This is a genomic window from Janthinobacterium glycogeni (assembly GCF_051380725.1).
Classification (GTDB): Bacteria; Pseudomonadota; Gammaproteobacteria; order Burkholderiales; family Burkholderiaceae_D; genus Janthinobacterium.
On record NZ_JBNYXP010000016.1, the window covers coordinates 1 to 25,053 of the forward strand.

The following is a 25,053-nucleotide window of genomic DNA, read 5'->3' on the forward strand; positions in this document are numbered from 1 at the left end:
GACCATAGCAAGTTGGTCCCACCCCTTCCCATCCCGAACAGGACCGTGAAACAACTTTGCGCCGATGATAGTGCTGCAACCAGTGTGAAAGTAGGTTATCGTCAGGCTTGTTATTCGAAAAAACCCCTTCCGGTGATCCGGTTGGGGTTTTTTTACGTCCGCTGGTTTTAACTACACCAGCGATTGCCGGGTTTTTGAAAGGGATATCTTGTCTGCTATGCATACGCTGGAACAATTACGCACTGGCCAACTGGCCGGCCTGCGCCGCCTGAAGCTGTCCTGCGGCTTGACGGCATTTCCCCGCGAAATCTTCGACCTGGCCGACAGCCTGGAAATCCTCGATTTGTCCGGTAATGCACTGTCCACCTTGCCCGACGATTTGCCGCGTCTGCACAAGTTGCGCATCATTTTTTGCTCGGATAATCTGTTCACCACCTTGCCGGCCGTGCTCGGTTCCTGTCCTGCGCTGGAAATGATCGGTTTCAAGGCGAACCGGATCCGCCACGTGCCGGCCGCAGCCTTGCCGTCAGCACTACGCTGGCTGACGCTGACCGACAATGCCATCGAAGTCTTGCCCGATGAACTCGGCAAGTGCGGGCAATTGCAGAAGCTCATGCTGGCGGGAAATTGCCTGGACAGTTTGCCGGCCACTTTGGCGAATTGCCGCCGCCTGGAACTGGTGCGCATTGCCGCCAACCGTTATATGGCGCTGCCTGACTGCCTGTTTGCCCTGCCACGCCTGAGCTGGCTCGCGTATGCGGGCAATCCCTGCACGGAAGCGCGTGAGCTGGCGGCCCTGGCTGATACAGCTGCGGCGGGAGTGGCATGGCAGCGCCTGGAACTGGCGCAGCAACTGGGCGAGGGTGCCTCCGGCGTGATTTACCGCGCGCGCCTGGATGGTGTTGAGGATGTTGCCGTCAAAGTGTTCAAGGGGGCGATGACCAGCGACGGCTTGCCGCGCAGCGAAATGGCCGCCTGTGTCGACGCTGGCGCCCATACGGGCCTGATTCCCATCCTGGGGACGCTCGATGCGCATCCGCAAGGGGCGCTGGGACTGGTCATGCCGCTGATCGACGCGGCCTATCGCAACCTGGCAGGGCCGCCGAGCCTGGAATCGTGTACGCGCGATGTGTATGCCGAGGGCGTGCGCTTTGAGGCGCCGCAAGCGCTGGCCATCGCCCAGGGCATCGCCTCGGCCGTATGTCAGCTGCATGCGCGCGGGATCGTGCACGGCGACCTGTATGCACATAACATCCTGCATGCGGACGCCGGCGCCTGCCTGCTGGGCGACTTTGGGGCGGCGTCCATGTTTGCGCCCGGTTCGCAGCAAGGGGACTTGCTGCAGGGTATAGAGGCGCGCGCCTTTGGCGTGCTGCTGGGCGAGTTGATCGCGCATTGTGCGACACCCTTGCCCGGCCTGCAGACCTTGCTGGATGCTTGCCTGCAGGAAGAAGTATTGCGGCGGCCCAAGTTTGACGTGATTGAACGGGCCTTGCGGCAGATGCTTCCCGCATAAAAAAATGGCGCAGCCTTCGCAGGCTGCGCCATTTTTATGTCAGGCTGGCAAGATTCAGCCTGCTACCAGGATTTCTTTTTCCGGCAGGGCGATCTGGTTGTCGACGCTGAACTGGTAATCCTTGAAGACGTGTTCGGCCGTCAGGATCTGGTATTCGCCGTTGTCGAGCTTATGCGTGGTGTCCTTCAGGCGGTACGTGTAATGGCCGCAGGTCCAGCAGTTGAAGTTGCGCATATGCGTGCACAGGCAAGTCTTGTCCATCACGACGACGGTTTTTTGTTCCGGATGGGCCGCCACTTCGCGGTTGTACGAGTTGATGTACGCGCAGTTGCCCGTCGCGTCGAGCAGGTAGCCATACGATTCGCAGCCTGGACGGATGCCGGCGCCGATGGCGGGCGTGTTCTTCAGCATGCGCATCGGGTAACCGGTCGGCGAGACGCCGTTGACGATGATGTCTTCTTCCGAGGCCTTGTAGTATTCCTGCTTGACCTTGTTTGGCAAGCCGCATTCCTGGGTGACGGTAAAGCGCGTCGCCACTTGCACGCCAGCCGCGCCCGCTTCCAGGAAGGAAACGGCATCGCTGCCCGTGAAAATGCCGCCCGCGGCGATCAGCGGGATGTCCAGCTGTTCCGCTTTCAGGTAGGCCAGCAGTTCAGCCGTGATCGTGTGCAGGTCGTAATTGGCCCAGTCCATGCCGAAACCCAGGTGGCCGCCGGCCAAGGGTCCTTCGACGATGATGAAGTCGGGCAAACGGTCCAGCTTGGCGTTCTTGCGCAGGAAAATCTGCAGGGCGCGCACGGACGAGACGATGATGCCCAGCTTGGCGTCACGGAAACGCGGATGGTCGGCCATCAAGGCGAACGAGCCGAAGTGCAAACCGGCGGACAGCGTGATGCCGTCGATGCCGGCGTCCAATGCCGCATTCAGGCGCACGCGCAAGGTTTCGCGCGGGCCGTTCATGGTCAGCTTTTCCATGCAATTGACGAAGATCAAACCATCGCCTTTTTTCGCTTCCATGGTGCGGCCGATATGCAGGCGCTGCGCTTCCGCCAGGCGGCCCAGATCGAACTGCACCACGGCCTTGTCGCTGTTATTGATGTTGAATTTGTACAGTTTCGTCTTGTCTTTGACGAAGGTGGTGTCGAAACGGCGATCCGACACGTCTTCCACCATGGCATCGGAGATATGCCCGATACCGTTCAGCCGTGCCGCTTCCAGGGCCAGCTCCGACGTGGAAATATCCACACCCATTCCGCCTATCATGATGGGCACATATTCTTTTTTGCCAAATCGCAGGCGGAAATCATCAACACGTTTCATTGCTATCCTTAGACTACCGTGGTTATCACTGAGCCAGATGTACGGTCAAGCCCGCTGCCGGTCAGGCGCGCGGGCGCATGTAGCTGTGCGCAGCTTCAATTCTACCCCAAGCGGGCAGGTGCTCCGAGGCAGCTTGCCGCCATGCCGGTGCAAGCGCAGGCCGGAGCGTGCGCCTCATCGAAATTAATCGCGGAAATTGTTAAATTCCAGCGGCATGTCGGGCACGTCCTTGCGCAGCATGGCCATGGCCGCTTGCAGGTCGTCGCGCTTGGCGCCCGTGACGCGCACGGCTTCACCCTGGATGCTCGCTTGCACTTTCATCTTGCTGTCCTTGATGACGCGCACGATTTTCTTGGCATCATCCGATTCGATGCCATTCTTGATCTTGATGATCTGCTTGACCTTGTCGCCGCCGATCTTCTTGATGTCGCCTTCATCGAGGAAGCGCACATCGACCTTGCGTTTGGTCAATTTATTGGTCAGCACGTCGCGCACCTGGCTGAGTTGGAATTCCGAATCCGCGAATGCGGTCAATTCGTTTTCCTTGTGTTCGACGCGGGCATCGCTGCCCTTGAAGTCGAAGCGGGTCGTGATTTCCTTGTTGGATTGCTCGACGGCATTCTTGACTTCGATCATATCGGCTTCGGAGACTACATCAAATGACGGCATGGTCTGTTCCTTTTCTTGTTAAAGCGAGCGCGCGCTCGGCGCACTGGGCCTTGGCGGCTGATTCTACGCCATGGGACGGCCCTGTTAAAGATGCGACATTTTAACGGACAACGAGCAAGTCGCCCTTGTCCTGAGGTGGTTTTTTGTCGCTTTCGCTCTATAATCGAGCAAAATTTCCCTATCTCATGCATCCAGAGCTCACCATCGAACACAATTACAACCTCCAGCGCCTGAATACCTTCGGCATCGCGGCCCATGCTGCCGCCTACGTACGCATCACTTCGCAGGCTCAGCTGCAGGCCGCGCTGCAAGACCCCGCCCTGTCCGCCATGCCGCGCCTGATATTGGGCGGCGGCAGCAACATCGTGCTGACGGGCGATTTTTCCGGCGCCGTGCTGCACATGGCCACGCGCGGCATGCGCCTGGCGCAGGCGGACTTCGAGACGATACTCGTCACGGCCGCGGCCGGCGAAAACTGGCACGACTTCGTGCAGTGGACCCTGGCGCAAGGCGTGGGCGGACTGGAAAACCTGTCCCTGATCCCCGGCACGGTGGGCGCGGCGCCTATCCAGAATATCGGCGCGTATGGCGTGGAAATCAAGGATTATCTGCATAAGGTAAGCGTCATGCACAGCGCCAGCGGCATCGTCTTCGACATGGACCGCGATGCCTGCCGCTTCGCTTACCGCGACAGCATCTTCAAGCAAGTGGACGGGCGCGACCTGATCGTGCTGGAAGTGACGTTTGCCTTGCCCGCCGAGTGGCAGCCGAACCTGCGCTATGCGGAACTGGCGCAGGCGGTGGCCGAGCGCCATCTTGCCGAACCGACGCCGCAGCAGGTGGCCGACACGGTGATGGCGATCCGCCGGAGAAAATTGCCGGACCCGGCCGTCATAGGCAATGCGGGCAGCTTCTTCAAGAATCCTGTGGTGTCACGCGAGCAATGTCTTGCCTTGCTGGAACGTTTCCCCGCGTTGGTGCACCATGCGCAGCCCGATGGCACGGAAAAGCTGGCGGCCGGCTGGCTGATCGATCAGTGCGGCTGGAAGGGGAAAAACCTGGGGCCCGCGGGAGTGTATCCCAAGCAGGCGCTGGTTCTGGTGAATAATGGCGGCGCTCGTGGCGCGGACATTACCCGGCTGGCGGAAGCGATACAGGATGATGTAGAGGCGAAATATGGCGTACGCCTGTCGCCCGAGCCTGTGTTTGTTTAATTAAGCAAAATGGCAGACGTAATCGAGCGTCTCCAGCGTTTCAATATCAAAATAGCTATTGCCCGGGATTTTGAATTCCGTGCCCGCGCCATAGCTGTTCCAGTCCGTCGCGTCGGCCAGGCGCACCTTGCACAGGCCGGCGACGATTTCCATCGTTTCCGGCGCGCCCGTGTTGAAACGCAACGATGACGGGAAAATCACGCCCACGCTTTTCTTCGTGCCATCGGCGAGGACGACGTTGTGCGAGACGCATTTGCCGTCAAAGTAGATATTCGACTTCTTGACGACGCTGACATTGTCCAGTTGTGTGTTCATGTTTCACTTTCCTTGCTGTTAAAAATCAGTTCTGGAGGTCATCGGCGCTCAGCACGCTGTTGCGTCCGCCGCGCTTGGCCGCATACAGGGCCTGGTCGGCGCGGTTGATCAGTTGCTCGACCGTCGAGTCGGGCGAAGGCTCGACGGTGGCCACGCCGATCGAGATGGTGACAATGCCCTTGCCTGTCGCCGGGTTTTCGATCTGCAAGCCTTCCAGGTGGCGCCGGCATGCTTGGGCGATCAGCAGCGCGCCGGCCGCTTCCGTTTCCGGCAGGATCAGGGCGAACTCTTCGCCCCCATAGCGGGCGGCCAGATCGGCCGGGCGTTTCAAATGTTCCGTCAGCACGGCGGCGACTTTTTTCAGGCACAGGTCGCCCGCCAGATGGCCGAAATGGTCGTTATAGCTTTTGAAATGGTCGATATCGCAGAACAGCAGGCTCAGCGGTGCTTTGTCGCGCTGGCCCCGCTGCCATTCAAAATGCAAGGTTTCATCGAAACGGCGGCGGTTGGCGATGCCCGTCAAGCCATCGAGGGCGGCCAGTTTCTGCAATTCAATATTCGCGTCGGCCAGGTTCTTTTGGCTTTCACGCAGGAAACGAAAAGCCTGGTCGCGCTGCAGGCGGCTGATGTGTGCGTTGGAATGGTAGCGTATGCGCGCCAGCAACTCGAGGCGGTCCGGCAGTTTCACCACATAATCGTTGGCGCCGACGGCAAAGCTGTGGGCTTTGAGCTTCGGATCGTCCTTGGCCGACATCACGATCACGGGCACGTGCGCGAGCGCCTCATTTTCGCGGTACTGCTGGATCAAGGCGAAGCCGTCGATGCCCGGCATCACCAGGTCTTGCAGGATGACGGTCGGTTGTAAACGCAGCGCCGTGTCCAGCGCCTGCGTGGCGTCGGTCACATAATGAAATTCGATATCCTGCTGGTCGTTGAGCATGCGGCGGACTGCCTCGGCAATGATCAACTGGTCGTCCACCAGCAGCACGCTGACCTTGAATTCGGTCAATGCGGGCTCATGCTGGGTGAAGCTGGAGGAGAATTCTGGCATTGCATTCTTTTCAGATGTTAGGGGAGGGCTCCCACCCATTGTTGAGTTTGGCGCCCAGGCGGCTGCGCAGGCTGGCGCCTATTCTATCCAATGGCAGGATTTGCTGCGCCGCATCGAGTTCGGCCGCAGCGCGCGGCATGCCATACACGGCACTGCTGGCCTGGTCTTGCGCAATCGTCGTCTTGCCTGCGCGGCGCATGGCCAGCAAGCCGTCGCCGCCATCGCGCCCCATGCCTGTGAGCAATACGCCGATGGCGTCGCCGCGCCAGTGCTGCGCCACGCAGTTGAAGAAGACATCGACGGACGGGCGATAAACATAGTCGCGCGGTGCTGCATCGTAACCCAAACGATAATTTTGATCTAGCAGCAAGTGGTCATTGGTCTTGGCGATCAGTACCGTGCCGGACACCAGTTCATCGCCTTCGCCGATCACGCGCACGGGCATGCTCAGCTGGTCGTCGAGCCATTTGGCGAAGTGCGAGGCGAAGGTTTCATCGATATGCTGCACCACCACGATGGCGCAGCCGGGCGGCGCCGTCCAGCCGGCCAGCACCTTGGCCACGGCCGAGGGGCCGCCCGTCGAGGCGCCGATGGCCACCAGGGTCGATACCTGGCCGTCGCCCCGTTCACCGCCATTGCCGTTCGCCGGGCGCGGCGGCGGCGCTTCGGCGCTGTGGCGTATCAGCTTGCCGATGGTCTTGATCTTGGCCAGCAGTTCGCTGTCGCCGCCCACTTCCCCCTGCAGCACGGGCGTGGCCGTGACGTCGAGCGCGCCCGCGCCCAGCGCGCGGAAGACCTGGTTGACATTGTCCTGCGGCCGCCCCGTGACGACGAGGATGGCGCACGGGCTCTGCTCCATGATCAGGCGCGTCGCTTCCACGCCATCCATCTCCGGCATGTTCAGATCCATCAGGATCAGGTCGGGGCGGTTGCCCTCGCACATGCGCACGGCCTCGAGCCCCGTGCGGGCGATCCACAGCACCTGGTGTTCCTGCGTACTGGCGACCACCCGGCGCAGGGCCTCGGCGGCCATGGCGACATCGTTGGCAATGGCAATTTTCATGAATGACAGCTCATAAGCGGGCATCTCCTATCAGGTCGGCCACCGCGTCGAGCAAGGTCTCGTCGTGGAAGCTGCCTTTGGTCAGATAATAATCGGCGCCGGCGGACAGGCCGCGCGCGCGGTCTTCCGGGCGGTCCTTGTACGAGACGATCATCACCGGCAGCTTGTGCAGGTGCAGGTCCTTCTTGATCAGCGAAACCAGCTCGATGCCATCCATGCGCGGCATGTCCACATCGGTGATCACCAGGTCGTACTCGCCGCTGCGCACCACGTTCCAGCCGTCGATGCCGTCGATGGCCACATCGACGTCGAAGCCGCGCGCCAGCAGCAGCTTGCGCTCCATCTCGCGCACCGTCAGCGAATCGTCGACGACGAGGATGCGCTTGGCGCGGCGCTGCTGCGCGTGGCCGGCCTGCGCCAGCTGGTGCAGGCCGCCTTCGTGCAGCAGCTTGTCGATCGACAGCAGCAGGTCGGGCACGTCGAGGATCAGCACCGGCTCGCCGTCGTCGAGCAGGGCGGCGGCGGAAATGTCGCGCATCTTGCCGAAGATCGGATCGATGGCCTGCACGGCCAGGCTTTGCTCGCCGCGGATGGCGTCGACTACCAGCGCATAGCTTTGCTTGCCGCGCCCGATCACCACCACCGGCAAGTCCTCGGCCTGGTTGGCCGCTTCGCCCAGTTCCAGCACCTGCGCCGCCGACACGAGGCCCAGATGCTCGCCCTTGAGTTCGAAGAACTGCTTGTTTTCCAGGGTATGGATGGCCGCTTGCGGCACGCGCACCACGCTTTCCACCTTGACGATGGGGATGGCATAGGCTTCGCCTTGCACGTCGACCACCAGCGCGCGCACGATCGATTGCGTCAACGGCAGGGTGATCAGGGCGCGGAAACCGCGGCCCGGTTCCGATTCCAGACGCACCGTGCCGTTTTGCTGGCGTATCGTTTCGTGCACGATGTCCAGGCCCACGCCGCGTCCGGACAATTGATTGGCCGTCGCCTTCAGGCTGAAGGCGGGCAGGAACAGGAATTCCAGCAGCTCGCCCGGCGACAGCGCGGCGGCCATGGCGGGGCTGGCCATCTTGCGCTCGATGACGGACTGGCGGATTTTTTCCAGGTCGACGCCGCGTCCGTCGTCGCTGATCTCGATGCTCAGCATGCCGGCGCGGTGGCGCGCCTCCATGCGTATCGTGCCCATCGCTTCCTTGCCCGCGTCGATGCGCTCGTACGGGCCTTCCATGCCATGGTCGATGGCATTCCTGAGCATGTGGTTCAGCGGGCTTTCGATCTTCGCCAGGATGTCGCGGTCGACCAGGGTGTCCTCGCCTTCGATCTCCAGCTGCACTTCCTTGCCCAGACTGCGCGCCAGGTCGCGCACCATGCGGGGAAACGCGTGGATGCCGTCGCGGAAAGGGCGCATGCGCAGGGCCAGCACTTCGTCGACCATGCCCTGCGAGACGGCCAGCAAGCGCCGTTCATAGGTTTCGATGTCGGCGATGTGCTCGAGCATGAACTGCTTCAGCGGTTGCGTCTTTTGCAGCGCCAGCAGGGATTTTTCCATCAGGCCCGGGTCGGCGGAACGGGCAATGGCTTCGTGCAGGTGCTCGATGGCGGAAAACAGGCTGCTCTGGTTGCGCTTGAAGCGCTGCAGGGCGCCGACGAACGGGTGCATCTGGTGCGCATTGATGCGCGATTCGCTGGCCAGCGACAGCAGCTTGTCGAAATTCTGCGCCTGGGCCTTGGCCGGTGCGGCACCGGCGCGCGGCGCAGGCGCAGCCGCCTCTGCCGCTTCCTCGCCCGCCAGGCCGCTGGCCACGGGAGCCTGCAATTCGGTCGGGTTGGGCGCTTCCTGCGGCAAGGGGGCGGGAGCAGATGCAGGCAACGCGGGCAGGGCCGGCAATTCGGGCAGATCGGCGATGCCGGCGATGGCGTTCAGGGTCTGGTCGATTTGCGCCGCGTTGGCGGCCAGCCATGCCTCGGCGCCCGCGTCGTCCAGGCGCGACAGCTGCACGATCAGGTCGACGCCCGACAGCAGCACGTCGACCCGCTCCGGCGTGAGTTTCAGTCGCCCATGCTGGGCGGCGACAAAGCTGTCTTCCATGCCGTGCGCCAGCTGCACCACCACCTGCAGGCCGACGATGGCGGCGGCGCCCTTGATCGAATGCGCCGCGCGCATCATTGCCTCGACGGCGGCCGCGTCGCCCGCATGGCGCTCCATGGCCAGCAAGCCGTCGGTGAGAATCTGGGTCTGGCTGTCCGCCTCCATGCGGAACAGGTCCAGCATGGAAAAGGCACTCAGGTCGCCGTGCTGGTCCTGGCTCATCGTAATAGTCTCGCAAGTTGAAAGCCGATCAGCGCCGTGTCGAGGCAGCCGATGCGCATGTCGCCCTCGGTGATGACCCCGGACAGAAAGCGCGACAGGCCCTTGTTGATGGTGGCCGCCGGCGCCTGCACGGCGCTTGAGGCGTAGCGCACGATGCCGTGCAGGTCGGCCACGGGCAGCGCATAGGCCTGTTCTTCCCAGCGCATCAGCAGCAGGCGCGCAAACGTGTGGCGGCCCTTGGCCGGCGGCGCGCCCTGTTCGTCAATGCCCAGCAGGTGCGCCAGCGACATGCACGGATACAGCTTGCCGCCGATATTGACGATGCCCGCCAGGCCGCGCCCGCCGCGGTGCGGCAGCACGTGCGGCCTGGCCTGCGGCGCCACGGCGTCGAACACGCGCGTGGGCAGCGCCAGCCATTCGCGGCCGATGCGAAACACCAGCGCGGAACTGTCGTGCACTTCGCCGCCCGCATCGAGCTGGCGGAAGTGGCTGGCCCAGTCGCGCCGGTAGTGTTCGTCCACGGGCCGCTGCAGGTTGCGCTGGGCGGCGCCCGCATACACGTCGCAGTTGCGGCAATGCACGTTGGCTGGCAGCTTTGGGCAGCTCTGGTCGCCGACCACGCCGATATGGTTCCAGCAGTCGTCGATGGTGGCGGGGGACTCGGTGGCGATGAGATTTGTCATGCTTGCCCCTTAGTTGGACGCCTGGCGGCGCTCGTAAATGCGTGCCGCGCGCGCCTTCAGGGTGGCGGCGGCCGTGTGGTTGCCATTGCGTTCGGCCAGCAGGGCCAGATGGCACAGCGCCTCGTAATGGTCGGGCTGCAGGTAGATGCAGCGGCGCCAGTAGTCGTCGGCCAGGTCCATCTTGCCGGCCAGTTCGTTGATGATGCCCAGCATGAAATACGCTTCCGCCGCCTCGGGCACTGTCGCCAGGTGCGCGTGGCATTTGTCGCCGGCCTCGCGCAACTGGCCGCGGTCGGCCAGCAGGCGCACCTCGGCCAGCAAATCGGCCTGCGCGGCTGGTGCCGGCGACGGCACGGACACGGGACGCGTGCGCGGCACCGTCTGTGCGATGGAAGTGGCGGGAGGGATAGCGCGCCCTGGCGCGGGCGGCACGCTGCGCAAGGTGCGCAGGGCCGGCAGCGGCGCCGCCTGGATGACGGCGGCCGGCGGCGTGCTGTCCTTTTTCAGGGCGAAGGCCTGGCGGAACTGCAGCGGCGCAAAGCCGTTCTGGCAGAACGAGGGCACTTCCGCATAGCCGGCCAGCAGCATGCCGTCGTCGGCCAGCAGGGCCGACAGATTCTGGATGGCCGCGCGCGTGGTCGGTTTGTCGAAATAGATCAGCAGGTTGCGGCAGAAGATGACGTCGTAATGCTTGCTGTAGCTGGCGGTATCGAACTGCAGCAGGTTGCCCTGCCTGAAGGTGACCTGTTCGCGCAAGGCGTCGATGATGCGGTAGGCGTCGTCGGCCACGTGCGTGAAATAGCGTTCGCGGAAGGCCACGTCCTGCGCGCGGAAGGCGTTGCGGCCATACACGCCGGCCTGCGCCCGCTCGATGCAGCCGGGGCTCAGGTCATACGCGTCGATGCTGAACGCCTGTTTCGGCACGCCGCCGTCGCGCAGCGCCATGGCCATCGAATACGGTTCCTCGCCGCCCGCGCACGGAATCGACAGGATGCGCGTGGCGCGCCCGCGCGCCCAGCGTTCCTGCACCAGTTCGACGGTGGCATAGAACGCCTGCGGATCGCGGAACAGCCACGATTCGGGCACCACCACCAGTTCGATCAATTGCGTCATTTCGGCCGGCGTGAGCGCCTGCAGATAGGCTGCGCTATCGGTAAAACCCGTTTGCTCCATGCGCTGATTGACGGCCCGCTCGGCCACGGATTTGGAGACGGACAGGCCGGTCGCGCGGCGCAGCAGCGCTTGCGCCGTCATGCCGCGCTCGCGTCTTGAAACAGCAGCGCGCGCACGTCCGGCGGCAGCAGATGTTCCAGTTCGACCAGCTGCACGATGCCGTCGGCGTCGCTGGCCACCTGGCCCAGGAAGGGCGCCGTCGCCACGCCGCTGTCCTCAAGCTGGAGCGGGTCGATGTCGGCGATGCCGCGCACCTGCGAGGCCAGCAAGCCCAACGCGTGCGTCTTCCCGCCGCCCGGTGCGCGGTAGTCGACGATGACGATGCGCGTGTCGAACTGCGCGGCGGCGGCCGGCAGCCCAGCCAGGCGCGACAGGTCGATCACGGGCACGGGCGTGCCGTGCAAGTCCATCAGGCCGGCCACGTAGTCTGGCGTGAGCGGCAACTGTTTCAGCTCCAGCAGCGGCAGCACGCGCACGATGCCGGCCAGGGGCAGGCCATAGCGGTCGCGTCCGATGTGAAAGAGCAGCACTTTCATGGGGGTCAGATGGTGACGGCGAAGGTCGACACGCTCGACTGCAGGTCGCCCGCCGCATATTGCAGCTGGTGCACCGCTTCGCTGGTGGCTTTCAGCGATTCCACCGTCTGCTGGGTGGCGTCGTTGAGCTGCATCATGGTGTCGGAAATCTGCGAGGCGCCGATGGCTTGCGACTGCATGCCTTGCAGCACGGCGTCGAATTGCGGCGTGAGTTTCTGCACCTGGTCCATCACGGACGACAGCTGCTCGGCGACTTGCCGCACTTCGCCCACGCTGCGGCGAATTTCTTCCGAGAATTTATCCATGCCCATCACGCTGGCGGACACGGCCGACTGCATTTCCTTGAGCATTTGCTCGATATCCCAGGTGGACACGGAGGTCTGGTCGGCCAGGCGGCGGATTTCCGTCGCCACCACGGAAAAGCCGCGGCCCGCCTCGCCCGCCTTTTCCGCCTCGATGGCGGCGTTCAGCGACAGGATGTTGGTCTGGTCCGCTACCTTCGTGATGGTGATCAGCACGCTATTGATATTGCTGGCTTTTTCCGACAGGGCCGCCAGCTTGGCGTTGATGGAATCGGTGGCCGAGACCATGTGCTGCATGGTCGAATCCATGCGCTTGAGGTTATTTTGCGCTTCGGCCGTCGCATTCGTCGTGTAGTCGGCCACGGCGGTGGCGTCTTCCATGGTTTTGAGCAACTGGCTCGTGTTGGCCGAGATTTCCTTGGTGGTGCTGAGAATTTCCACGCTCGTTTGCGCCTGTTCGATGCCCGTGGCTTCCTGCTGGCGCGCCGAGGCGGCGATTTCCGTGGCGGACGTGGTGACCTGGATGCCGGCTTTTTGCACGTTATTGAGCAGGCTGCGCAGGTTTTCGAACATCTTCGCCAGGCCGTTGCCCAGCTGGCCGATGGCGTCGCTGCCCGTGATGCCGACCTTGCCGGTCAGGTCGCCCGAGGCTGCCTTGGACACCACTTCCAGCAGCGAATCGACCTTGGCCCGCAAGGTATTGGTGGCGGCCAGTTCATTGGCCTGGTTGTCCTGGATGGTTTGCGCCATGCGGTTGAACTCTTCCGTTACCTTGCCCAGTTCGTCGCGTGAAATGATGGCGGCGCGCGCGCTTTGCTCGCCGCCGGCGATGCGCCCGACGGCGTCCGTCAGGCTGTTCAGCGGGCCGAGGATGGAGCGGCCCAGCAGGTAGGAAATACCCAGCGCCAACACCACGCACAGCAGGCCGCCCAGGGCCAGCGTCAACATCATAGTTTCCTGCAATTTTGCCGTGGTGGCCGTGCGTTCGGCCAGCAGGCGCGACTCTTCCGCAGCCACCTCGTCGAGCAGCTTGTTCGCCTGGGCCACGGCGGGATAGCCGGAAGGCGGCATGGTGCGCGCCACCGCTTCCGTGGCGCCCGGCACATTGCCCAGCGCGCGCCGCTTCTCGATCAGGGGCGTGATCCAGTCCTTGACCCAGGTGGCGGTCAGCTGGTCGATCTTGCGGAAGCGCTCCGACTGCACCTTGTTATCGGCTGTCATGGCGATGGCTTTTTGCGTGTGCTGGCTTAACACCCCCGTTTCATCGGTTTCCGGCGTCAGCGAGGCGTCGTTGCCGGTCAGTATGTAGCCGCGCACTTCCACCTGGATTTGCAGGATGGAATTGTGGATCTTGTCGATCTCGACCAGCACTTCCATCGTATGGCGGTCCCATGCATTGGCTTCCGACAGGCGCGAAAAGCTGTTGTAGGCAACGCCCAGCAGGATCAGGATGATGGCCACAATCGAGCCGAAGCCCAGGTACAGTTTATTCTTGATACTCAGGTCTTTGAACATGGGAGGGCTCCGGAAGCGGGAAGGTCAGCACAATTGCACTGTAGCATTTTGCCACGTGGACAGCAAAATGGGGGCGGTGGCGGAACGTGCGGTGGGGTAAATCGCGGCCGAGTGCGCTCCAGACGTAAAAAAGCCGCCCGTGGGCGGCTTTTGCTGGGAGGAAAGGAAGCGCTGCCGCTCCCGTCCTGCTTACTTCTGGCCGCGCTTTTCGCGGGCGATGGCGGCGATGCGCATGCGCAAGGCGTTCAGCTTGATGAAGCCGCCGGCGTCGGCCTGGTTGTAGGCGCCGCCGTCTTCGTCGAAGGTGGCGATGTTCATGTCGAACAGCGAATCGGTCTTCGAGTCGCGCGACACGACGATGACATTGCCCTTGTACAGCTTGATGCGTACCCAGCCGTTCACGGTTTCCTGCGTGTGGTCGATCAGGGTTTGCAGGGCAACGCGCTCGGGCGCCCACCAGTAGCCGTTGTAGATCATCGACGCGTAGCGCGGCATCAGGTCATCTTTCAGGTGGGCCACTTCGCGGTCCAGGGTGATCGATTCGATGGCGCGGTGGGCTTTGAGCATGATGGTGCCGCCCGGGGTTTCATAGCAGCCGCGCGATTTCATGCCGACGTAGCGGTTTTCCACCAGGTCCAGGCGTCCCACGCCATGCTTGCCGCCAACCTTGTTCAGTTCGGCCAGCACGGTGGCGGGCGACATGCGCACGCCGTTGATGGCGACGATATCGCCTTTTTCGTATTCGATGTCCAGGTATTCCGCTTCGTCCGGCGCCTTTTCAGGGCTGACGGTCCAGCGCCACATGGTTTCTTCCGCTTCGGCGCTCGGGTTTTCCAGGTGGCGGCCTTCAAAGCTGATGTGCAGCAAGTTGGCGTCCATCGAGTACGGCGCGCCGCCGTTCTTGTGCTTCATGTCGATTTCGATGCCGGCGTCTTCCGCGTACTTCAGCAGTTTTTCGCGCGACAGCAGATCCCACTCGCGCCATGGGGCGATGATCTTCACGCCTGGTTTCAGCGCGTAGGCGCCCAGTTCGAAGCGCACCTGGTCGTTGCCCTTGCCGGTCGCGCCGTGCGAGATGGCGTCGGCGCCCGTGGCGTTGGCGATTTCGATCAGGCGCTTGGCGATCAAAGGACGGGCGATCGAGGTGCCCAGCAGGTATTCGCCTTCGTAGACGGTATTGGCGCGGAACATCGGGAAGACGAAATCGCGCACGAATTCTTCGCGCACGTCCTCGATATGGATGTTTTCCGGCTTGATGCCGAATTTGATGGCCTTGGCGCGCGCCGGTTCCAGTTCTTCGCCCTGGCCCAGGTCGGCCGTGAAGGTGACGATTTCGCACTGGTAGTTATCTTGCAGCCATTTCAGGATGACGGAGGTGTCGAGTCCGCCCGAATAGGCCAGGACTACTTTTTTAATGTCGCTCATATTGCTTCCAGTTGTCGTTGTCGATGTATGTGTTGCGATGCTGCCAGGTTTTATGCAGTGCCGGGCGAATTATTGGATTTTACCGAGTAACAGGTATTCGATCAGCGCTTTTTGCACGTGCAGGCGGTTTTCCGCCTCGTCCCACACCACCGATTGCGGGCCGTCGATCACTTCGGCGGCCACTTCCTCGCCGCGGTGGGCGGGCAGGCAGTGCATGAACAGGGCGTCGGGCGCGGCGCGGGCCATCTTCGCGCCATCGACGATCCAGCCGTCGAAGGCGGCGATGCGGGCAGCGTTTTCCGCTTCGTAGCCCATGCTGGTCCACACGTCCGTGTTGACCAGGTGCGCGCCTGCGCAGGCGTCCGATGGATTGGCGAAGAAGGTGTAGCGCTCGGTCTTGACTTGCGACAGGTCGATGTCGTAGCCCTTCGGCGTCGAGACGTTGACGTGGAAGCCGAACACTTCGGCCGCCTGCAGCCACGAGTACAGCATGTTGTTGGCGTCGCCGATCCAGGCGACGACCTTGCCGGCGATGGAGCCGCGGTGTTCGATGTAGGTAAAGATGTCGGCAAAGACCTGGCACGGGTGGTGTTCATTGGTCAGGCCATTGATCACCGGCACGCGCGAATTGGCGGCGAAACGCTCGATGATTTCCTGGCCGAAGGTGCGCACCATGATGATGTCGCACATGCGCGACATGACCTGGCCCGCGTCTTCCACCGGCTCGCCGCGGCCCAGCTGAGAGTCGCGCGTGTTCAGGTAGATGGCGGCGCCGCCCAGCTGGTGCATGCCGGCTTCGAACGACAATCGCGTGCGGGTGGAGTTCTTTTCAAAGACCATCACCAGGGTGCGGTCGATCAGTGGATGGTAGATTTCGTAATTCTTGAACTTGCGCTTGATCAGATGGGCGCGTTCGATCACATATTCATACTCTTCCAACGTGAAATCGGAGAACTGGAGGTAGTGCTTGATCGGTTTTTTTGTCGACATAATGACCACTTGAAGATGCGCAGGCCGCCGGCGGCGTGCCTTTCCCGCCGGGTTGCATCAGCGTACAACATCTCGTCTGATGACTGCCTCGCCCGGCGCGCTGCTGTGTTGATCGGTGCCCGCGCCGGTTTGTCGCGCGGGTCGATGCGGTTTGCCAAGTTGTAAAACATGCAATGGCAGGGACTTCAGCCATTCAATTATAAGGGTTTTGCTTTTAGATTGGAAAGACTGGCCGGACGGGTACTTGTGTAGACAAGTACCCGCGTCCAGCCTGGGGCTTGCCGGCTCAATAGATGCTGGCCGGGCTGGCCGCATCGATCTGCGGCGCCACCAGGGGCAAGTCCAGCGTGAAATGCGTGCCGGCGGAGCTGCTGGCCACCTGGATGGTGCCGCCCAGCAGGGCCGTGACGATGTTGTAGCTGATCGACAGTCCCAGGCCGCTGCCGCCCTGGCCCAGCTTGGTGGTAAAGAAAGGGTCGAAGATGCGCGACAAATGCTGTTCGGCGATACCGCCGCCATTGTCGGCGAAGACGATCCGCACGCGCGCGCCATCGGGCGTGGCGGACAAACGCATGCAGCCCTTGCCGGCGGCGCCGTCGTTGGGCGCGGGAGCGAAGGCGTGCAGCAGGGCGTTGTTGATCAGATTGGTGATCACCTGGCCGAACGGGCCCGGATAGCTGTCCAGTGAGATGCCGAACGCGATATCCGTCTCGATGCGATGGCCCGAGCCGCGGATGCGGTTCATGACCGTGGCGATGATTTCATTGCTCACCTGCTGCAGGTCGAACTGGCGCCGTTGTTCGGTGGTGCGGTCGACGGCCACCTGCTTGAAGCTGTTGACCAGGTCGGCCGCGCTGTGCAGGCCGCGCATGACCAGCGCCGATGCCTTGCCCGCATCGTCGATGTAGGCGGCCAGGTCCGAGCGGCGCAGGCCGGGGCCGTTCATCAGGCGTTCCACGTCTTCCGTCTTTTGCAGCATGGTGCTGGCGATCAGCAGGCTGTTGCCGATCGGGGTGTTGAGTTCATGCGCCACGCCGGCCATCAGCGAACCGAGGGCGGCCAGCTTTTCCTGCGATACCAGTTGCGCCTGGGCGTCTTGCAGTTGCCGGTAGGCATTGGCATTGTCGAGCGCGATGGCGCCATACGCGCACAAGGTGCGGAAGATCAGGCGTTCGCGTTCGCCGTAGGCGTGGGCATGGCAAGCTTGCACCGTCATCACGCCCAGCACGCGCTCGCCCACCATCAGCGGCACGTACAGTACGCTCTGGTTATGCAGGGTGCCGGGCACGGTGTAGGCGTGGCGCTTGGGCGGCACCTGGTCGATATACACCTCGCGCCGGCCCAGCAGGCAGCGCACGGAGTAGGCGCGCGGGTTGCTTAGTGGAATGGCGTTGTCGGACAAGGGCCTGCCCGCTTCCATGCCATGCGCGCGGCGCAGCGCCGTGCCCGCCGGATCGAGCATGTAGACGGCGAAGGTGTTGACTGGCAGCAAGGCATGCACGTGGCGGTCGAGCACCTGGAACACGGCGCTGGCGTCGAGGTGGGTGGTGATTTCCTGGCCGATGGCCGACAGGCGCTCCAGCGTATCGCTGGTTTGCTGCAGCACTTCGGCGCGGCGCGCTTCGGAGGCGGCCAGCTCGCGGTGGTGATAGCCTTCCGAGCGCGCATGTTCCGTCTGGTGGTAGACCTGCATGGCCGTGGCGCGGTTGCTCGCCTGCTGGGTGTGGCTTTTTTCGCGCGCCACGCCCGCCGCGAGGGCGATATCGTAGGCGCGCGCGTAGTCGCCCGCATGCGCGTACTCGCGCGCCAGCGCATCGAGCAGTTCGCCCGGCGGCACATAGCCGTCGATGGAGGAGGCCACCTGCAGTGCCCGGTGCAGGAAATGCAGGGCGGGATTGCGTTCCTGCATGCCTGCGGGCGGCGGCAAGTCGTGGCGCGCATGCAGCATGGCCAGCACGCGCAGCGCCGCCACCTGGTGCATGGCGTCGCCCTGCGCGGTGGCCAGCTGGCATGCCCGCTCGGCCGCCTGCAGCGCCTCGTCCGGCCGGTCCAGGTAAGACAGCGCGTGAGCGCTGCCGCGCTGCGCCAGGCTGCGGAAATCGGCCTGTCCCAGTGCTTCGGCGCGCTGCGCCAGGCGGCTGAAGGCGTCGAGCGCCGTGTCGTAGTCGCCCTTGTCCAGGCTCAGTTCGCCCAGGTGGAACAGGGCGTTGGCATAGGTGCGCGCGCCCGCTACGGGGGCCAGGATGTGCAGCGCTTCGCGCAGCAGTGCTTCGGCGTCGGCCAGGCGCCCCAGCTTGCGCATGGTCTCGGCCGTATGCGTCTGGCAGGCGCCGATGCTGCGCGGCCAGCCGGTGGGACGCGCCAGGTCCAGCGCGCACTGCATCCATTCGAGGGCCGATTCGTTGTCGTTGAGGCTGGAGAAACAGTCGCCGATATTGATGGCGGCCGTGATCGCGCCGCGCAGCTGGCCGCTTTCCAGGGCCGCCTCATAGCTTTGCATGTAGTGGCCGGCGGCCGTGCCCAGGTCGCGCGAAGTGTGGGCCAGCAAGCCGCGAAAATCGTGCACCCAGGCGGCCAGCGGCGCGGGCGGATTGCCGCTGGCGCCGTCGGTCTGGAAGTGGCCGCCCCATCGGACCTGGGCGGCCGGCGCGTCGTGCAGGACGGCCCAGCGCGCCGTGGCCGCGTCGGCCAGGCCGGCGCGCATCGCATCGCCGGCGCTACGTGCTTGCTGCGCCGCGGCCAGCAGTTCGGCATCGCAGCGGGCATGGTCGCCCCGGTCGACGGCGATCGAGGACAGTAGCCAGTGGGCGTCGGCGCAGCCGGCGCCGTCGCCATGCGCGTACAGGATGGCGTGCGCCGCCATGGCCAGGCTTTCGGCCGTATCGAGTGCGCCTTGCAGCCATGCCACTTCCGCCTGCACCAGTTGCAGACGCGCTTGGGCGCTGGCCAAGGCGGGAGGCGGCAGTTGGGCTTGGGGCAACAAGGCTGCCGCTTCGGCTGCATGGTGCAGAGCCTGTGCGCAGTTGCGCTGGCGCAAATGCCAGGCTAGCAACAGCAGCAGCGGTACGCGCCCGGCGCCGCGCAACGGCGGCAATGCGCTTTCCCACTGCGCTACGTCATGTTCGAGCGCGAACATTTCCATTCAAGCATTCTCCCCGCAAACAGTGGCGCCAGCCTGCGACCGCACAGGCCATGTGTCATCGCATTGTAAGCTGCATTCAGGCGAATTGTTCAGTCCGCAGGGCAGAATTATGCGTCGCGCCGGGGCGCCGCGACAGGGTGTTTTCCTGGCCACCCGGCCGCGCTTCGGCCGGCCGCAGGCGTCTAGCGTGAAACGAGGCGGATGGCGGCGCTGCCGTCCACGGTGCTGGCGCTGCGCATGTCGGCAGGCATGCGCAAGCCGGGCAGGAACTGGGCGTCGTCGATCACCACGCGCTCGCCCGTATTGCTGAAAACGAAGGTCGAGCCCTTTTTGCTGACAAACTGGCCCGGCCCGGTGGGATAGATTTCCACGCTGGGCTTTGCATGCAATTCCCTGTCGTCGATCAGGCGGCCAAAGAAATGGGTGTCCTGCTGGTGGACTTCCAGCCGTTGTCCATTTGACAGACGGTATTGCTGTTCGATGTCAGAGGCTTCCTGTGTCGTGACGTGATAGTAGGTGCCGGAGGCGACGTGCACGCTGTCTGCGGCTTGCGGCGCCATCGCGGTTTGGGCCTGGGCCGTGCCGCCGGCAAGGGCAAAGATAGCGAGGAGGAGGGGGAGTAAGCGTTTGGTCAGCATGACATTCACCTTCGATCAGGATGACGGGATTGGTTACAGTTAGATCGTGTGGTCGCTGGCAGGTTTCCGGCAGGGACTGGTGTCAAGTTAGCAAACGCGCCTGGCCATCGCCAGCGGCAGGCGACGGACGGCAGGTTTACGCGCTGAAATGCCTAGCACGGCGGATGAACGGTTTTGGGATTAAAATCGGAAAGCAAGATCGGCCGCAAAATTAAATTTTTCCGGCCGAGCTTTTCTTATTGCTTTATTGGTGCTGCGGCCTATGGTTAATACAGCGTCTGCGCCGACTCGTGCAGCAGCTGGCCGTACAGGGTATGGCGCATCTTGGCGATCTTGCCTTCAGACAAGGCTTGCAGGATGGCGCATTGCGGCTCGATCAGGTGGCGGCAGTTATAGAACTTGCAGCCGCCCAGGTAGGGCTGGAATTCGCGGAAGGCGCGCTCGAGCATGCCTTCGGACAAGTGATACAGGCCGAACTCCTGAAAGCCGGGCGAGTCGATGATGGAACTGTTCGGGCCCAGTTCATCGAGCTTGTACAGGCGCGTAAAGGTCGTCGTGTGTTTGCCCGTGTCGAGTGCGGCCGAGATTTCGCGCACGGCGATGTCCGCGTCCGGCACCAGCAGGTTGATCAGCGACGACTTGCCCATGCCCGACTGGCCGATCAGGATCGACGACTGTCCCGCCAGCAGGGGCGCCAGGGTGGCCACGGCGTGCTCCGGCTCGGCGCGCGCCGACACTTCATCGACGGGATAGCCCATCGATGAATACGGCAGCAGGCGTTCGCGGGCGCGCTCCAGCGAAGCGGTCACGTCCGTTTTATTCAGGATGATGCGCGCCTCGATGCCGGCCGCGTCGGCCGCCACCAGCGAGCGCGAGATCAGGTCGTCGGCAAAGCCCGGTTCCGTCGCCACGACGATGAACAGCTGCGTCAGGTTGGCGGCCAGCAGCTTCGATTTGTACTGGTCCGAGCGATACAGCAGGGTCTTGCGTTCCTCGATGCGGTCAATGACGGCCTGGTCGTTCGAGGTGCGCGTCAGGTGCACGATGTCGCCCACGGCCACGTTGGTTTTCTTGCCGCGTGTCACGCATTGCAGCTTGGCGCCGTCCACGTCGGCCAGGTAATGGCGACCGTGGGCGGCGATGATGACGCCCGTCAACTTGCCTTCGCTCATGGGGCCACCTGGCTGCTCTGGTAAATGAGGTTGGCCTTGGCGGCGCAGATGAAGTCGTTTTCGGACAGGCCGCCGGCGCCTTGGTTGACCGAGTGCGTGTCGTAGCGCACGGCGCAGGTTTTGTAAGTAATGATGAGCTCCGGATGGTGGTCTTGCGTATGGGTCATATAGGCCAGGGCGTTCACGAACGCCAGGGTCTGGTAGTAATTCTTGAAGCCGAAGTCGCGGCACAGCTTGCCGTTTTGTACTGTCCATTGCGGCAGCAGCGCGTGCAGGGTGGCGACGCCGGTGTCGTCCAACGCCTGCTGGCGCGGCGCGCAGGACAGTTGGGCCAGTTCCTGCAGTGTGGATGGCGTACTCATGCTGTAGCTCCTTTCAGGTGGCGGATGCGCACGCTGGCCGGCGGGTGGCTGTCGTAAAAGGCCGAGTGCAGCGGGTCGGGCGTCAGGGTCGACGCATTGTCTTCATACATTTTGACGAGGGCAGAGACCAGGTCGTCCGCCTGCGTATGCGTGGCGGCAAAGGCGTCGGCCTCGAATTCATGCTTGCGCGAGCTCAGCGACGTCAGCGGTCCCAGCAGGAAGGTGAAGACGGGCAAGGCCAGCATGAACAGCAGCAGGGCCAGCGCATCCGTCGGCTGGCCCGTCAGGGCCAGGGCGACAGGGTCGACGCCCAGGCCCGCATAGAACCATGGCTGCGTCTTCAGGAAGCCCAGCAGCGCCAGAAAGCCCAGCGAGATGACGAACATCATGGCGATGCGCTTGACGATGTGCTTGAGCTTGAAATGGCCCAGTTCATGCGCCAGCACGGCTTCGATTTCCTGCGGCGCCAGGCGCGACAGCAGGGTGTCGAAGAAGACGATGCGCTTGTTGGCGCCAAAGCCCGAAAAGTACGCGTTGCCGTGGGCGCTGCGCTTCGAGCCATCCATCACGAACAGGCCTTTCGAGGCGAAGCCGACGCGCTGCATCAAGCCTTCGATGCGGCTTTTCAAGGATTCGTCGGCCAGCGGCGTGAATTTGTTGAACAGCGGTTGAATAAAGTTCGGATAGATGATCATCATCAGCAAGGAGAACGCGCTCCAGACGATCCAGGCATAGAACCACCACAGGTCGCCACTTTTCGCCATCAAGACAAGAATGACCCAAAGCAGCGGCAGGCCCAGTACCGCCGTGATGCCTATGTTCTTGAGCAAATCCGTGAAAAACAGCTTCTTGCTCATCATGTTGAAGCCGAAACGCTGCTCCAGCACAAACTGCTGGTAGTACTCGAAAGGCAGGTCGATCAGGCCGGAAATGGCGGCAAAGGCGACCATCAGGCCCAGCTGGTACAGCATGGGCGATCCCGCCGCTCCCGTCAATTCATGCAGGTACAGCGCCAGCCATTGCAGGCCGCCCAGCAAGGTAAAACCGATCAGCACGGCATAGTTGACCAGCAAGGTCAGCAAGCCGAACTTGGTCTTGGCCACCGTGTAGTCGGCCGCCTTCTGGTGCGCGGCCAGCGGGATTTTTTCCGCGAATTCGGACGGGACTGCCGCGCGGTGCGCCAGCACGTGGCGGATCTGCCGCGAAGCGAGCCAGAAGCGCACGGCCAGGGTCAAAACGAGGACGGATACAAACAAAATCGAAAACGCGAGTGAATACATTCTGTGCCTGTGAGAAAATGGCTGATTATTTAGTTTGATTAGGCCAAGAGAGAATTATGTCACAAGCGACCGACTTAACCGCATCCACCCCCGCACCCGCCGTGCCGGCACGTCCCAACGAGATGAACCTGGTCTGGGTCGACATGGAAATGACGGGCCTGGAGCCCGATACCGACCGCATCATCGAGGTGGCGGTGGTGGTGACGGACATGCACTTGAACCTGCTGGCCGAAGGCCCCGTGTTCGTGATTCACCAGTCGGATGAAACCCTGAACAAGATGGATGCCTGGAACAAGGGCACGCACGGCCGCTCGGGCCTGATCGACAAGGTCAAGGCGTCGACCGTGACGGAAGCCCAGGCGGAAGCGGAACTGATCGCGTTCCTGAAGAAATACGTGCCTGCCGGCAAGTCGCCCATGTGCGGCAACACCATCGGCCAGGACCGCCGCTTCATGGTGCGCGGCATGCCGAAGCTGGAAGCGTTCTTCCACTATCGCAATGTTGACGTATCGACATTGAAAGAGCTGTGCAAGCGCTGGAAGCCGGAAATCGCCACCGGTTTCAAGAAGCACCAGAAGCACACGGCGCTGGCCGATATCCTCGAATCGATCGAAGAGCTGAAGTACTACCGCGAGCACTTTATTAAGCTGTGATGTGAAGACGCCTCGCAAAACCTACTGCGCGTCGGTATAGGCGGCCTGCGATGCTCACCGTACCTTCGTACGGTTGCGCTTCTTAGCCACCTCTCCCTTCCGCTCGCTACGGTTTTGCGGGGCGTCGCGAAGTTTCCGTTACAATCGTTTCAAAGTCGAAATCGAGGCTGTGCCAAACCTCATCCTCGTCCCGCCACTCCAGCGCAAACGCTCCCGTTTGCCTTAAAGCCGTGATCCAGCGCACTTCGCCTGGCTGGCGGAAATATTCTTCGCACCGGCCGAACGGCTGCTCCAGCCGGCACAGCACCAATCCCTCGCCCGCCACGGCGCACCATTGCTCATTGAAGTCGATCAAGGCCACGGCCGGGTCGCCATAGAATTCGCCCAGGCTGGCGTGACGCCCATCGACGGCCGTCACCCTGGCCTGTTCGTATTCGTGCTGGACAATATAGTCGGCGCTGCGCGCCAGTTCGTGTGTCGTCATGCTGTCTCCACGGTAGGCCAGACGGTTTCCTGGTCGGCGCGCGCTTCGGCGATCAGCCATTCGCAAAACGCGTGCACGAGGGGCCGCGTTTCCGCCTGGGGCGAACGCAGCAGATAATAGCAGTGGGGGCCGCGCACGGCGTGTTCGAACACGCGCACCAGGCGGCCCGAGCGCAGGTCGTCGCCGATCAGGGGGCTGGCGGCAATGGCCACGCCCTGGCCGCTGGCGGCCGCGTCCAGGCACAGATACGTGTGCGAAAAGCGCGCGCCGCTGTTGCCGCTATTGCCGCTGTAATGCACGCCGCAGCTGTGCAGCCAGCGCGCCCAGTCGATTTCGCCGGGCAGGTGTACTTCCGGCTCGTCGTGCAGCAGCGGATAGCGCAGCAGGTCGGCCGGCTGGCGCAGGCTGGCCGCGTTGGCGCGGAAACCGGGGCTGCAGACGGCGGAAAACCATTCCTCCATCAATAAATCGACTTTCAGGCCCGGATAGCGGCCCGGTCCCAGGCGGATGGCCACGTCCACGCCATCGCGCGCCAGGTCGACCGGGTGCATCGAGGCCAGCACGCGCAGTTCGATCTGCGGATAGCGGTCGCGCAAGCGTCCCAGGCGCGGCATCAGCCAGCGCGAGACGAGCGAGCTGGTGGCCGTCACCGTCACCACCTTGTCGTCGCCCTGGCGCCGTGCCTGCTCGGAGACGTCGGCCAGCTGGTTGAGGATGGGGCCCAGCGAGGCAGCATAGCGCTGACCGGCGCTGGTCAGCACCACGCCGCGCGGCAGACGCTGGAACAGCACGATGCCCAGCCACGCTTCGAGCTGCTTCACATGATGGCCGATGGCGCCGGCCGAGACGTGCAATTCTTCGCCCGCGCGCTGGAAGCCTTCATGGCGGGCGGCCGCCTCGAAGGCGTGCAGGGCGGCGAGCGGTGGCAAGGGACGTGACATGGCGTTCTTAAGAGAATTGAGCCTCAGTAATATTCGGCCTATCCGTGAAGAATATTGGTTTGTTTCGTTTTGCGCAAGCGAATATGATGCCGTCACTGCGTGAAGTGACCCGCAATAGGATTCACGCATGCATTTCACGCACGCATCACCTTCCAGCCTTGCTTGGTATTAATATTTACAACGCCTGGGAAAACCGTCGCGAGCGGCAGTGATTTGTGGCTGAGAAGCGCAACCGTACTTCAGTACGGTGAGCATCGCCGGCCGCAAAGCGCGACGCGCAGCAGGTTTG

At 63.0% G+C, this 25,053-nt stretch carries 22 protein-coding genes and 1 rRNA gene; 4 read left to right on the forward strand and 19 right to left on the reverse strand.

Going from position 1 to position 25,053, the window contains the following annotated elements; genetic code table 11:
- Positions 1-107, forward strand: a 5S ribosomal RNA gene (gene rrf, locus ACQ4W4_RS25065); the annotation flags it as partial.
- A 110-nt stretch (positions 108-217) separates the two neighbouring features.
- Entirely contained in the window at positions 218-1,516 is a 1,299-nt protein-coding gene (locus ACQ4W4_RS25070) for a leucine-rich repeat-containing protein kinase family protein (RefSeq protein WP_436544332.1), read from the forward strand.
- Positions 1,517-1,570: 54 nt separating this feature from the next.
- Here the strand turns inward: ACQ4W4_RS25070 and ACQ4W4_RS25075 are convergent, their stop codons facing one another.
- Positions 1,571-2,836 carry a nitronate monooxygenase gene (locus ACQ4W4_RS25075; RefSeq protein ID WP_436544257.1) on the reverse strand — a complete coding sequence of 422 codons (1,266 nt, stop codon included), beginning with the start codon at positions 2,834-2,836 and terminating at the stop codon, positions 1,571-1,573.
- A gap of 183 nt (positions 2,837-3,019) precedes the next feature.
- The gene (locus ACQ4W4_RS25080; protein ID WP_034759416.1) at positions 3,020-3,505 is read right to left on the reverse strand and encodes a YajQ family cyclic di-GMP-binding protein; all 486 of its coding nucleotides are present in this window, start codon (positions 3,503-3,505) and stop codon (positions 3,020-3,022) included.
- Between the two features lie 185 nt (positions 3,506-3,690).
- Here ACQ4W4_RS25080 and murB point away from each other — a divergent pair, with 185 nt between their 5' ends.
- Positions 3,691-4,719, forward strand: a complete 1,029-nt coding sequence (murB, locus tag ACQ4W4_RS25085; RefSeq protein ID WP_436544258.1) for a UDP-N-acetylmuramate dehydrogenase — start codon at positions 3,691-3,693, stop codon at positions 4,717-4,719.
- Here the strand turns inward: murB and ppnP are convergent, their stop codons facing one another.
- The 15 genes from ppnP to ACQ4W4_RS25160 all read right to left on the reverse strand — a co-directional run bounded on the left by ppnP (position 4,720) and on the right by ACQ4W4_RS25160 (position 22,686).
- Positions 4,720-5,034: a pyrimidine/purine nucleoside phosphorylase gene (gene ppnP / locus ACQ4W4_RS25090; RefSeq protein ID WP_436544259.1), complete on the reverse strand. Its 315-nt coding sequence runs from the start codon at positions 5,032-5,034 to the stop codon at positions 4,720-4,722.
- 25 nt (positions 5,035-5,059) lie between these two features.
- Positions 5,060-6,085, reverse strand: coding sequence for a diguanylate cyclase (locus tag ACQ4W4_RS25095; protein WP_436544260.1), 1,026 nt, complete (start codon positions 6,083-6,085; stop codon positions 5,060-5,062).
- Positions 6,086-6,095: 10 nt separating this feature from the next.
- A complete protein-coding gene (cheB, locus tag ACQ4W4_RS25100; RefSeq protein ID WP_436544261.1) occupies positions 6,096-7,148 on the reverse strand; it encodes a chemotaxis-specific protein-glutamate methyltransferase CheB in 1,053 nt (350 codons plus the stop codon).
- Between the two features lie 10 nt (positions 7,149-7,158).
- Entirely contained in the window at positions 7,159-9,468 is a 2,310-nt protein-coding gene (locus ACQ4W4_RS25105) for a hybrid sensor histidine kinase/response regulator (protein WP_436544262.1), read from the reverse strand.
- Positions 9,465-10,151 carry a chemotaxis protein CheW gene (locus ACQ4W4_RS25110; RefSeq protein WP_436544263.1) on the reverse strand — a complete coding sequence of 229 codons (687 nt, stop codon included), beginning with the start codon at positions 10,149-10,151 and terminating at the stop codon, positions 9,465-9,467. The genes ACQ4W4_RS25105 and ACQ4W4_RS25110 overlap by 4 nt, the downstream gene beginning before the upstream one ends.
- Before the next feature lie 9 nt (positions 10,152-10,160).
- Positions 10,161-11,405 (reverse strand): CheR family methyltransferase, encoded by a 1,245-nt coding sequence (locus ACQ4W4_RS25115; RefSeq protein ID WP_436544264.1) that lies wholly within the window; start codon positions 11,403-11,405, stop codon positions 10,161-10,163.
- Positions 11,402-11,860, reverse strand: a complete 459-nt coding sequence (locus ACQ4W4_RS25120; RefSeq protein ID WP_436544265.1) for a chemotaxis protein CheW — start codon at positions 11,858-11,860, stop codon at positions 11,402-11,404. Before ACQ4W4_RS25120 ends, ACQ4W4_RS25115 begins: the two co-directional genes overlap by 4 nt.
- 5 nt (positions 11,861-11,865) lie before the next feature.
- Complete coding sequence (locus tag ACQ4W4_RS25125; RefSeq protein WP_436544266.1) at positions 11,866-13,677, reverse strand: methyl-accepting chemotaxis protein; 1,812 nt, start codon at positions 13,675-13,677, stop codon at positions 11,866-11,868.
- Positions 13,678-13,866: 189 nt separating this feature from the next.
- On the reverse strand, positions 13,867-15,102 hold the full coding sequence (locus ACQ4W4_RS25130) for an argininosuccinate synthase (RefSeq protein WP_034759383.1): 1,236 nt from the start codon (positions 15,100-15,102) through the stop codon (positions 13,867-13,869).
- A 69-nt stretch (positions 15,103-15,171) separates the two neighbouring features.
- The gene (argF, locus tag ACQ4W4_RS25135) at positions 15,172-16,092 is read right to left on the reverse strand and encodes an ornithine carbamoyltransferase (RefSeq protein WP_092804135.1); all 921 of its coding nucleotides are present in this window, start codon (positions 16,090-16,092) and stop codon (positions 15,172-15,174) included.
- A 286-nt stretch (positions 16,093-16,378) separates the two neighbouring features.
- On the reverse strand, positions 16,379-19,228 hold the full coding sequence (locus ACQ4W4_RS25140; RefSeq protein WP_436544267.1) for an ATP-binding protein: 2,850 nt from the start codon (positions 19,226-19,228) through the stop codon (positions 16,379-16,381).
- Positions 19,229-19,416: 188 nt separating this feature from the next.
- Positions 19,417-19,872: a hypothetical protein gene (locus ACQ4W4_RS25145; protein WP_436544268.1), complete on the reverse strand. Its 456-nt coding sequence runs from the start codon at positions 19,870-19,872 to the stop codon at positions 19,417-19,419.
- A gap of 266 nt (positions 19,873-20,138) precedes the next feature.
- Positions 20,139-21,044, reverse strand: coding sequence for a ribosome small subunit-dependent GTPase A (gene rsgA / locus ACQ4W4_RS25150; protein WP_436544269.1), 906 nt, complete (start codon positions 21,042-21,044; stop codon positions 20,139-20,141).
- Positions 21,041-21,406: a 4a-hydroxytetrahydrobiopterin dehydratase gene (locus tag ACQ4W4_RS25155; protein WP_436544270.1), complete on the reverse strand. Its 366-nt coding sequence runs from the start codon at positions 21,404-21,406 to the stop codon at positions 21,041-21,043. The genes rsgA and ACQ4W4_RS25155 overlap by 4 nt, the downstream gene beginning before the upstream one ends.
- The gene (locus ACQ4W4_RS25160; protein WP_436544271.1) at positions 21,403-22,686 is read right to left on the reverse strand and encodes a M48 family metallopeptidase; all 1,284 of its coding nucleotides are present in this window, start codon (positions 22,684-22,686) and stop codon (positions 21,403-21,405) included. The genes ACQ4W4_RS25155 and ACQ4W4_RS25160 overlap by 4 nt, the downstream gene beginning before the upstream one ends.
- A 56-nt stretch (positions 22,687-22,742) precedes the next feature.
- On the opposite strand from ACQ4W4_RS25160, the gene orn reads away from it, so the two are divergent.
- On the forward strand, positions 22,743-23,339 hold the full coding sequence (gene orn / locus ACQ4W4_RS25165; RefSeq protein WP_170846480.1) for an oligoribonuclease: 597 nt from the start codon (positions 22,743-22,745) through the stop codon (positions 23,337-23,339).
- Positions 23,340-23,445: 106 nt separating this feature from the next.
- Here orn and ACQ4W4_RS25170 read toward each other — a convergent pair whose 3' ends face one another.
- A complete protein-coding gene (locus ACQ4W4_RS25170) occupies positions 23,446-23,823 on the reverse strand; it encodes a hypothetical protein (protein ID WP_436544272.1) in 378 nt (125 codons plus the stop codon).
- Positions 23,820-24,764: a transcriptional regulator GcvA gene (gene gcvA / locus ACQ4W4_RS25175; protein ID WP_436544273.1), complete on the reverse strand. Its 945-nt coding sequence runs from the start codon at positions 24,762-24,764 to the stop codon at positions 23,820-23,822. The genes ACQ4W4_RS25170 and gcvA overlap by 4 nt, the downstream gene beginning before the upstream one ends.
- Positions 24,765-25,053: the final 289 nt, after the last annotated feature.

What these genes read in the sequence shown, in the direction of transcription:
- ACQ4W4_RS25155 (WP_436544270.1), bottom strand. Translation starts at nt 21,406, where the DNA reads ATGAGTACGCCATCCACACTGCAGGAACTGGCCCAACTGTCCTGCGCG.
- ACQ4W4_RS25080 (WP_034759416.1), bottom strand. Translation starts at nt 3,505, where the DNA reads ATGCCGTCATTTGATGTAGTCTCCGAAGCCGATATGATCGAAGTCAAG.
- ACQ4W4_RS25140 (WP_436544267.1), bottom strand. Translation starts at nt 19,228, where the DNA reads ATGTTCGCGCTCGAACATGACGTAGCGCAGTGGGAAAGCGCATTGCCG.
- murB (WP_436544258.1), top strand. Translation starts at nt 3,691, where the DNA reads ATGCATCCAGAGCTCACCATCGAACACAATTACAACCTCCAGCGCCTG.
- rsgA (WP_436544269.1), bottom strand. Translation starts at nt 21,044, where the DNA reads ATGAGCGAAGGCAAGTTGACGGGCGTCATCATCGCCGCCCACGGTCGC.
- ACQ4W4_RS25105 (WP_436544262.1), bottom strand. Translation starts at nt 9,468, where the DNA reads ATGAGCCAGGACCAGCACGGCGACCTGAGTGCCTTTTCCATGCTGGAC.
- ACQ4W4_RS25125 (WP_436544266.1), bottom strand. Translation starts at nt 13,677, where the DNA reads ATGTTCAAAGACCTGAGTATCAAGAATAAACTGTACCTGGGCTTCGGC.
- ACQ4W4_RS25145 (WP_436544268.1), bottom strand. Translation starts at nt 19,872, where the DNA reads ATGCTGACCAAACGCTTACTCCCCCTCCTCCTCGCTATCTTTGCCCTT.
- ACQ4W4_RS25120 (WP_436544265.1), bottom strand. Translation starts at nt 11,860, where the DNA reads ATGAAAGTGCTGCTCTTTCACATCGGACGCGACCGCTATGGCCTGCCC.
- ACQ4W4_RS25170 (WP_436544272.1), bottom strand. Translation starts at nt 23,823, where the DNA reads ATGACGACACACGAACTGGCGCGCAGCGCCGACTATATTGTCCAGCAC.
- ACQ4W4_RS25075 (WP_436544257.1), bottom strand. Translation starts at nt 2,836, where the DNA reads ATGAAACGTGTTGATGATTTCCGCCTGCGATTTGGCAAAAAAGAATAT.
- ACQ4W4_RS25070 (WP_436544332.1), top strand. Translation starts at nt 218, where the DNA reads ATGCATACGCTGGAACAATTACGCACTGGCCAACTGGCCGGCCTGCGC.
- cheB (WP_436544261.1), bottom strand. Translation starts at nt 7,148, where the DNA reads ATGAAAATTGCCATTGCCAACGATGTCGCCATGGCCGCCGAGGCCCTG.
- ACQ4W4_RS25115 (WP_436544264.1), bottom strand. Translation starts at nt 11,405, where the DNA reads ATGACGGCGCAAGCGCTGCTGCGCCGCGCGACCGGCCTGTCCGTCTCC.
- ACQ4W4_RS25160 (WP_436544271.1), bottom strand. Translation starts at nt 22,686, where the DNA reads ATGTATTCACTCGCGTTTTCGATTTTGTTTGTATCCGTCCTCGTTTTG.
- ACQ4W4_RS25110 (WP_436544263.1), bottom strand. Translation starts at nt 10,151, where the DNA reads ATGACAAATCTCATCGCCACCGAGTCCCCCGCCACCATCGACGACTGC.
- orn (WP_170846480.1), top strand. Translation starts at nt 22,743, where the DNA reads ATGTCACAAGCGACCGACTTAACCGCATCCACCCCCGCACCCGCCGTG.
- ACQ4W4_RS25095 (WP_436544260.1), bottom strand. Translation starts at nt 6,085, where the DNA reads ATGCCAGAATTCTCCTCCAGCTTCACCCAGCATGAGCCCGCATTGACC.
- argF (WP_092804135.1), bottom strand. Translation starts at nt 16,092, where the DNA reads ATGTCGACAAAAAAACCGATCAAGCACTACCTCCAGTTCTCCGATTTC.
- ppnP (WP_436544259.1), bottom strand. Translation starts at nt 5,034, where the DNA reads ATGAACACACAACTGGACAATGTCAGCGTCGTCAAGAAGTCGAATATC.
- ACQ4W4_RS25130 (WP_034759383.1), bottom strand. Translation starts at nt 15,102, where the DNA reads ATGAGCGACATTAAAAAAGTAGTCCTGGCCTATTCGGGCGGACTCGAC.
- gcvA (WP_436544273.1), bottom strand. Translation starts at nt 24,764, where the DNA reads ATGTCACGTCCCTTGCCACCGCTCGCCGCCCTGCACGCCTTCGAGGCG.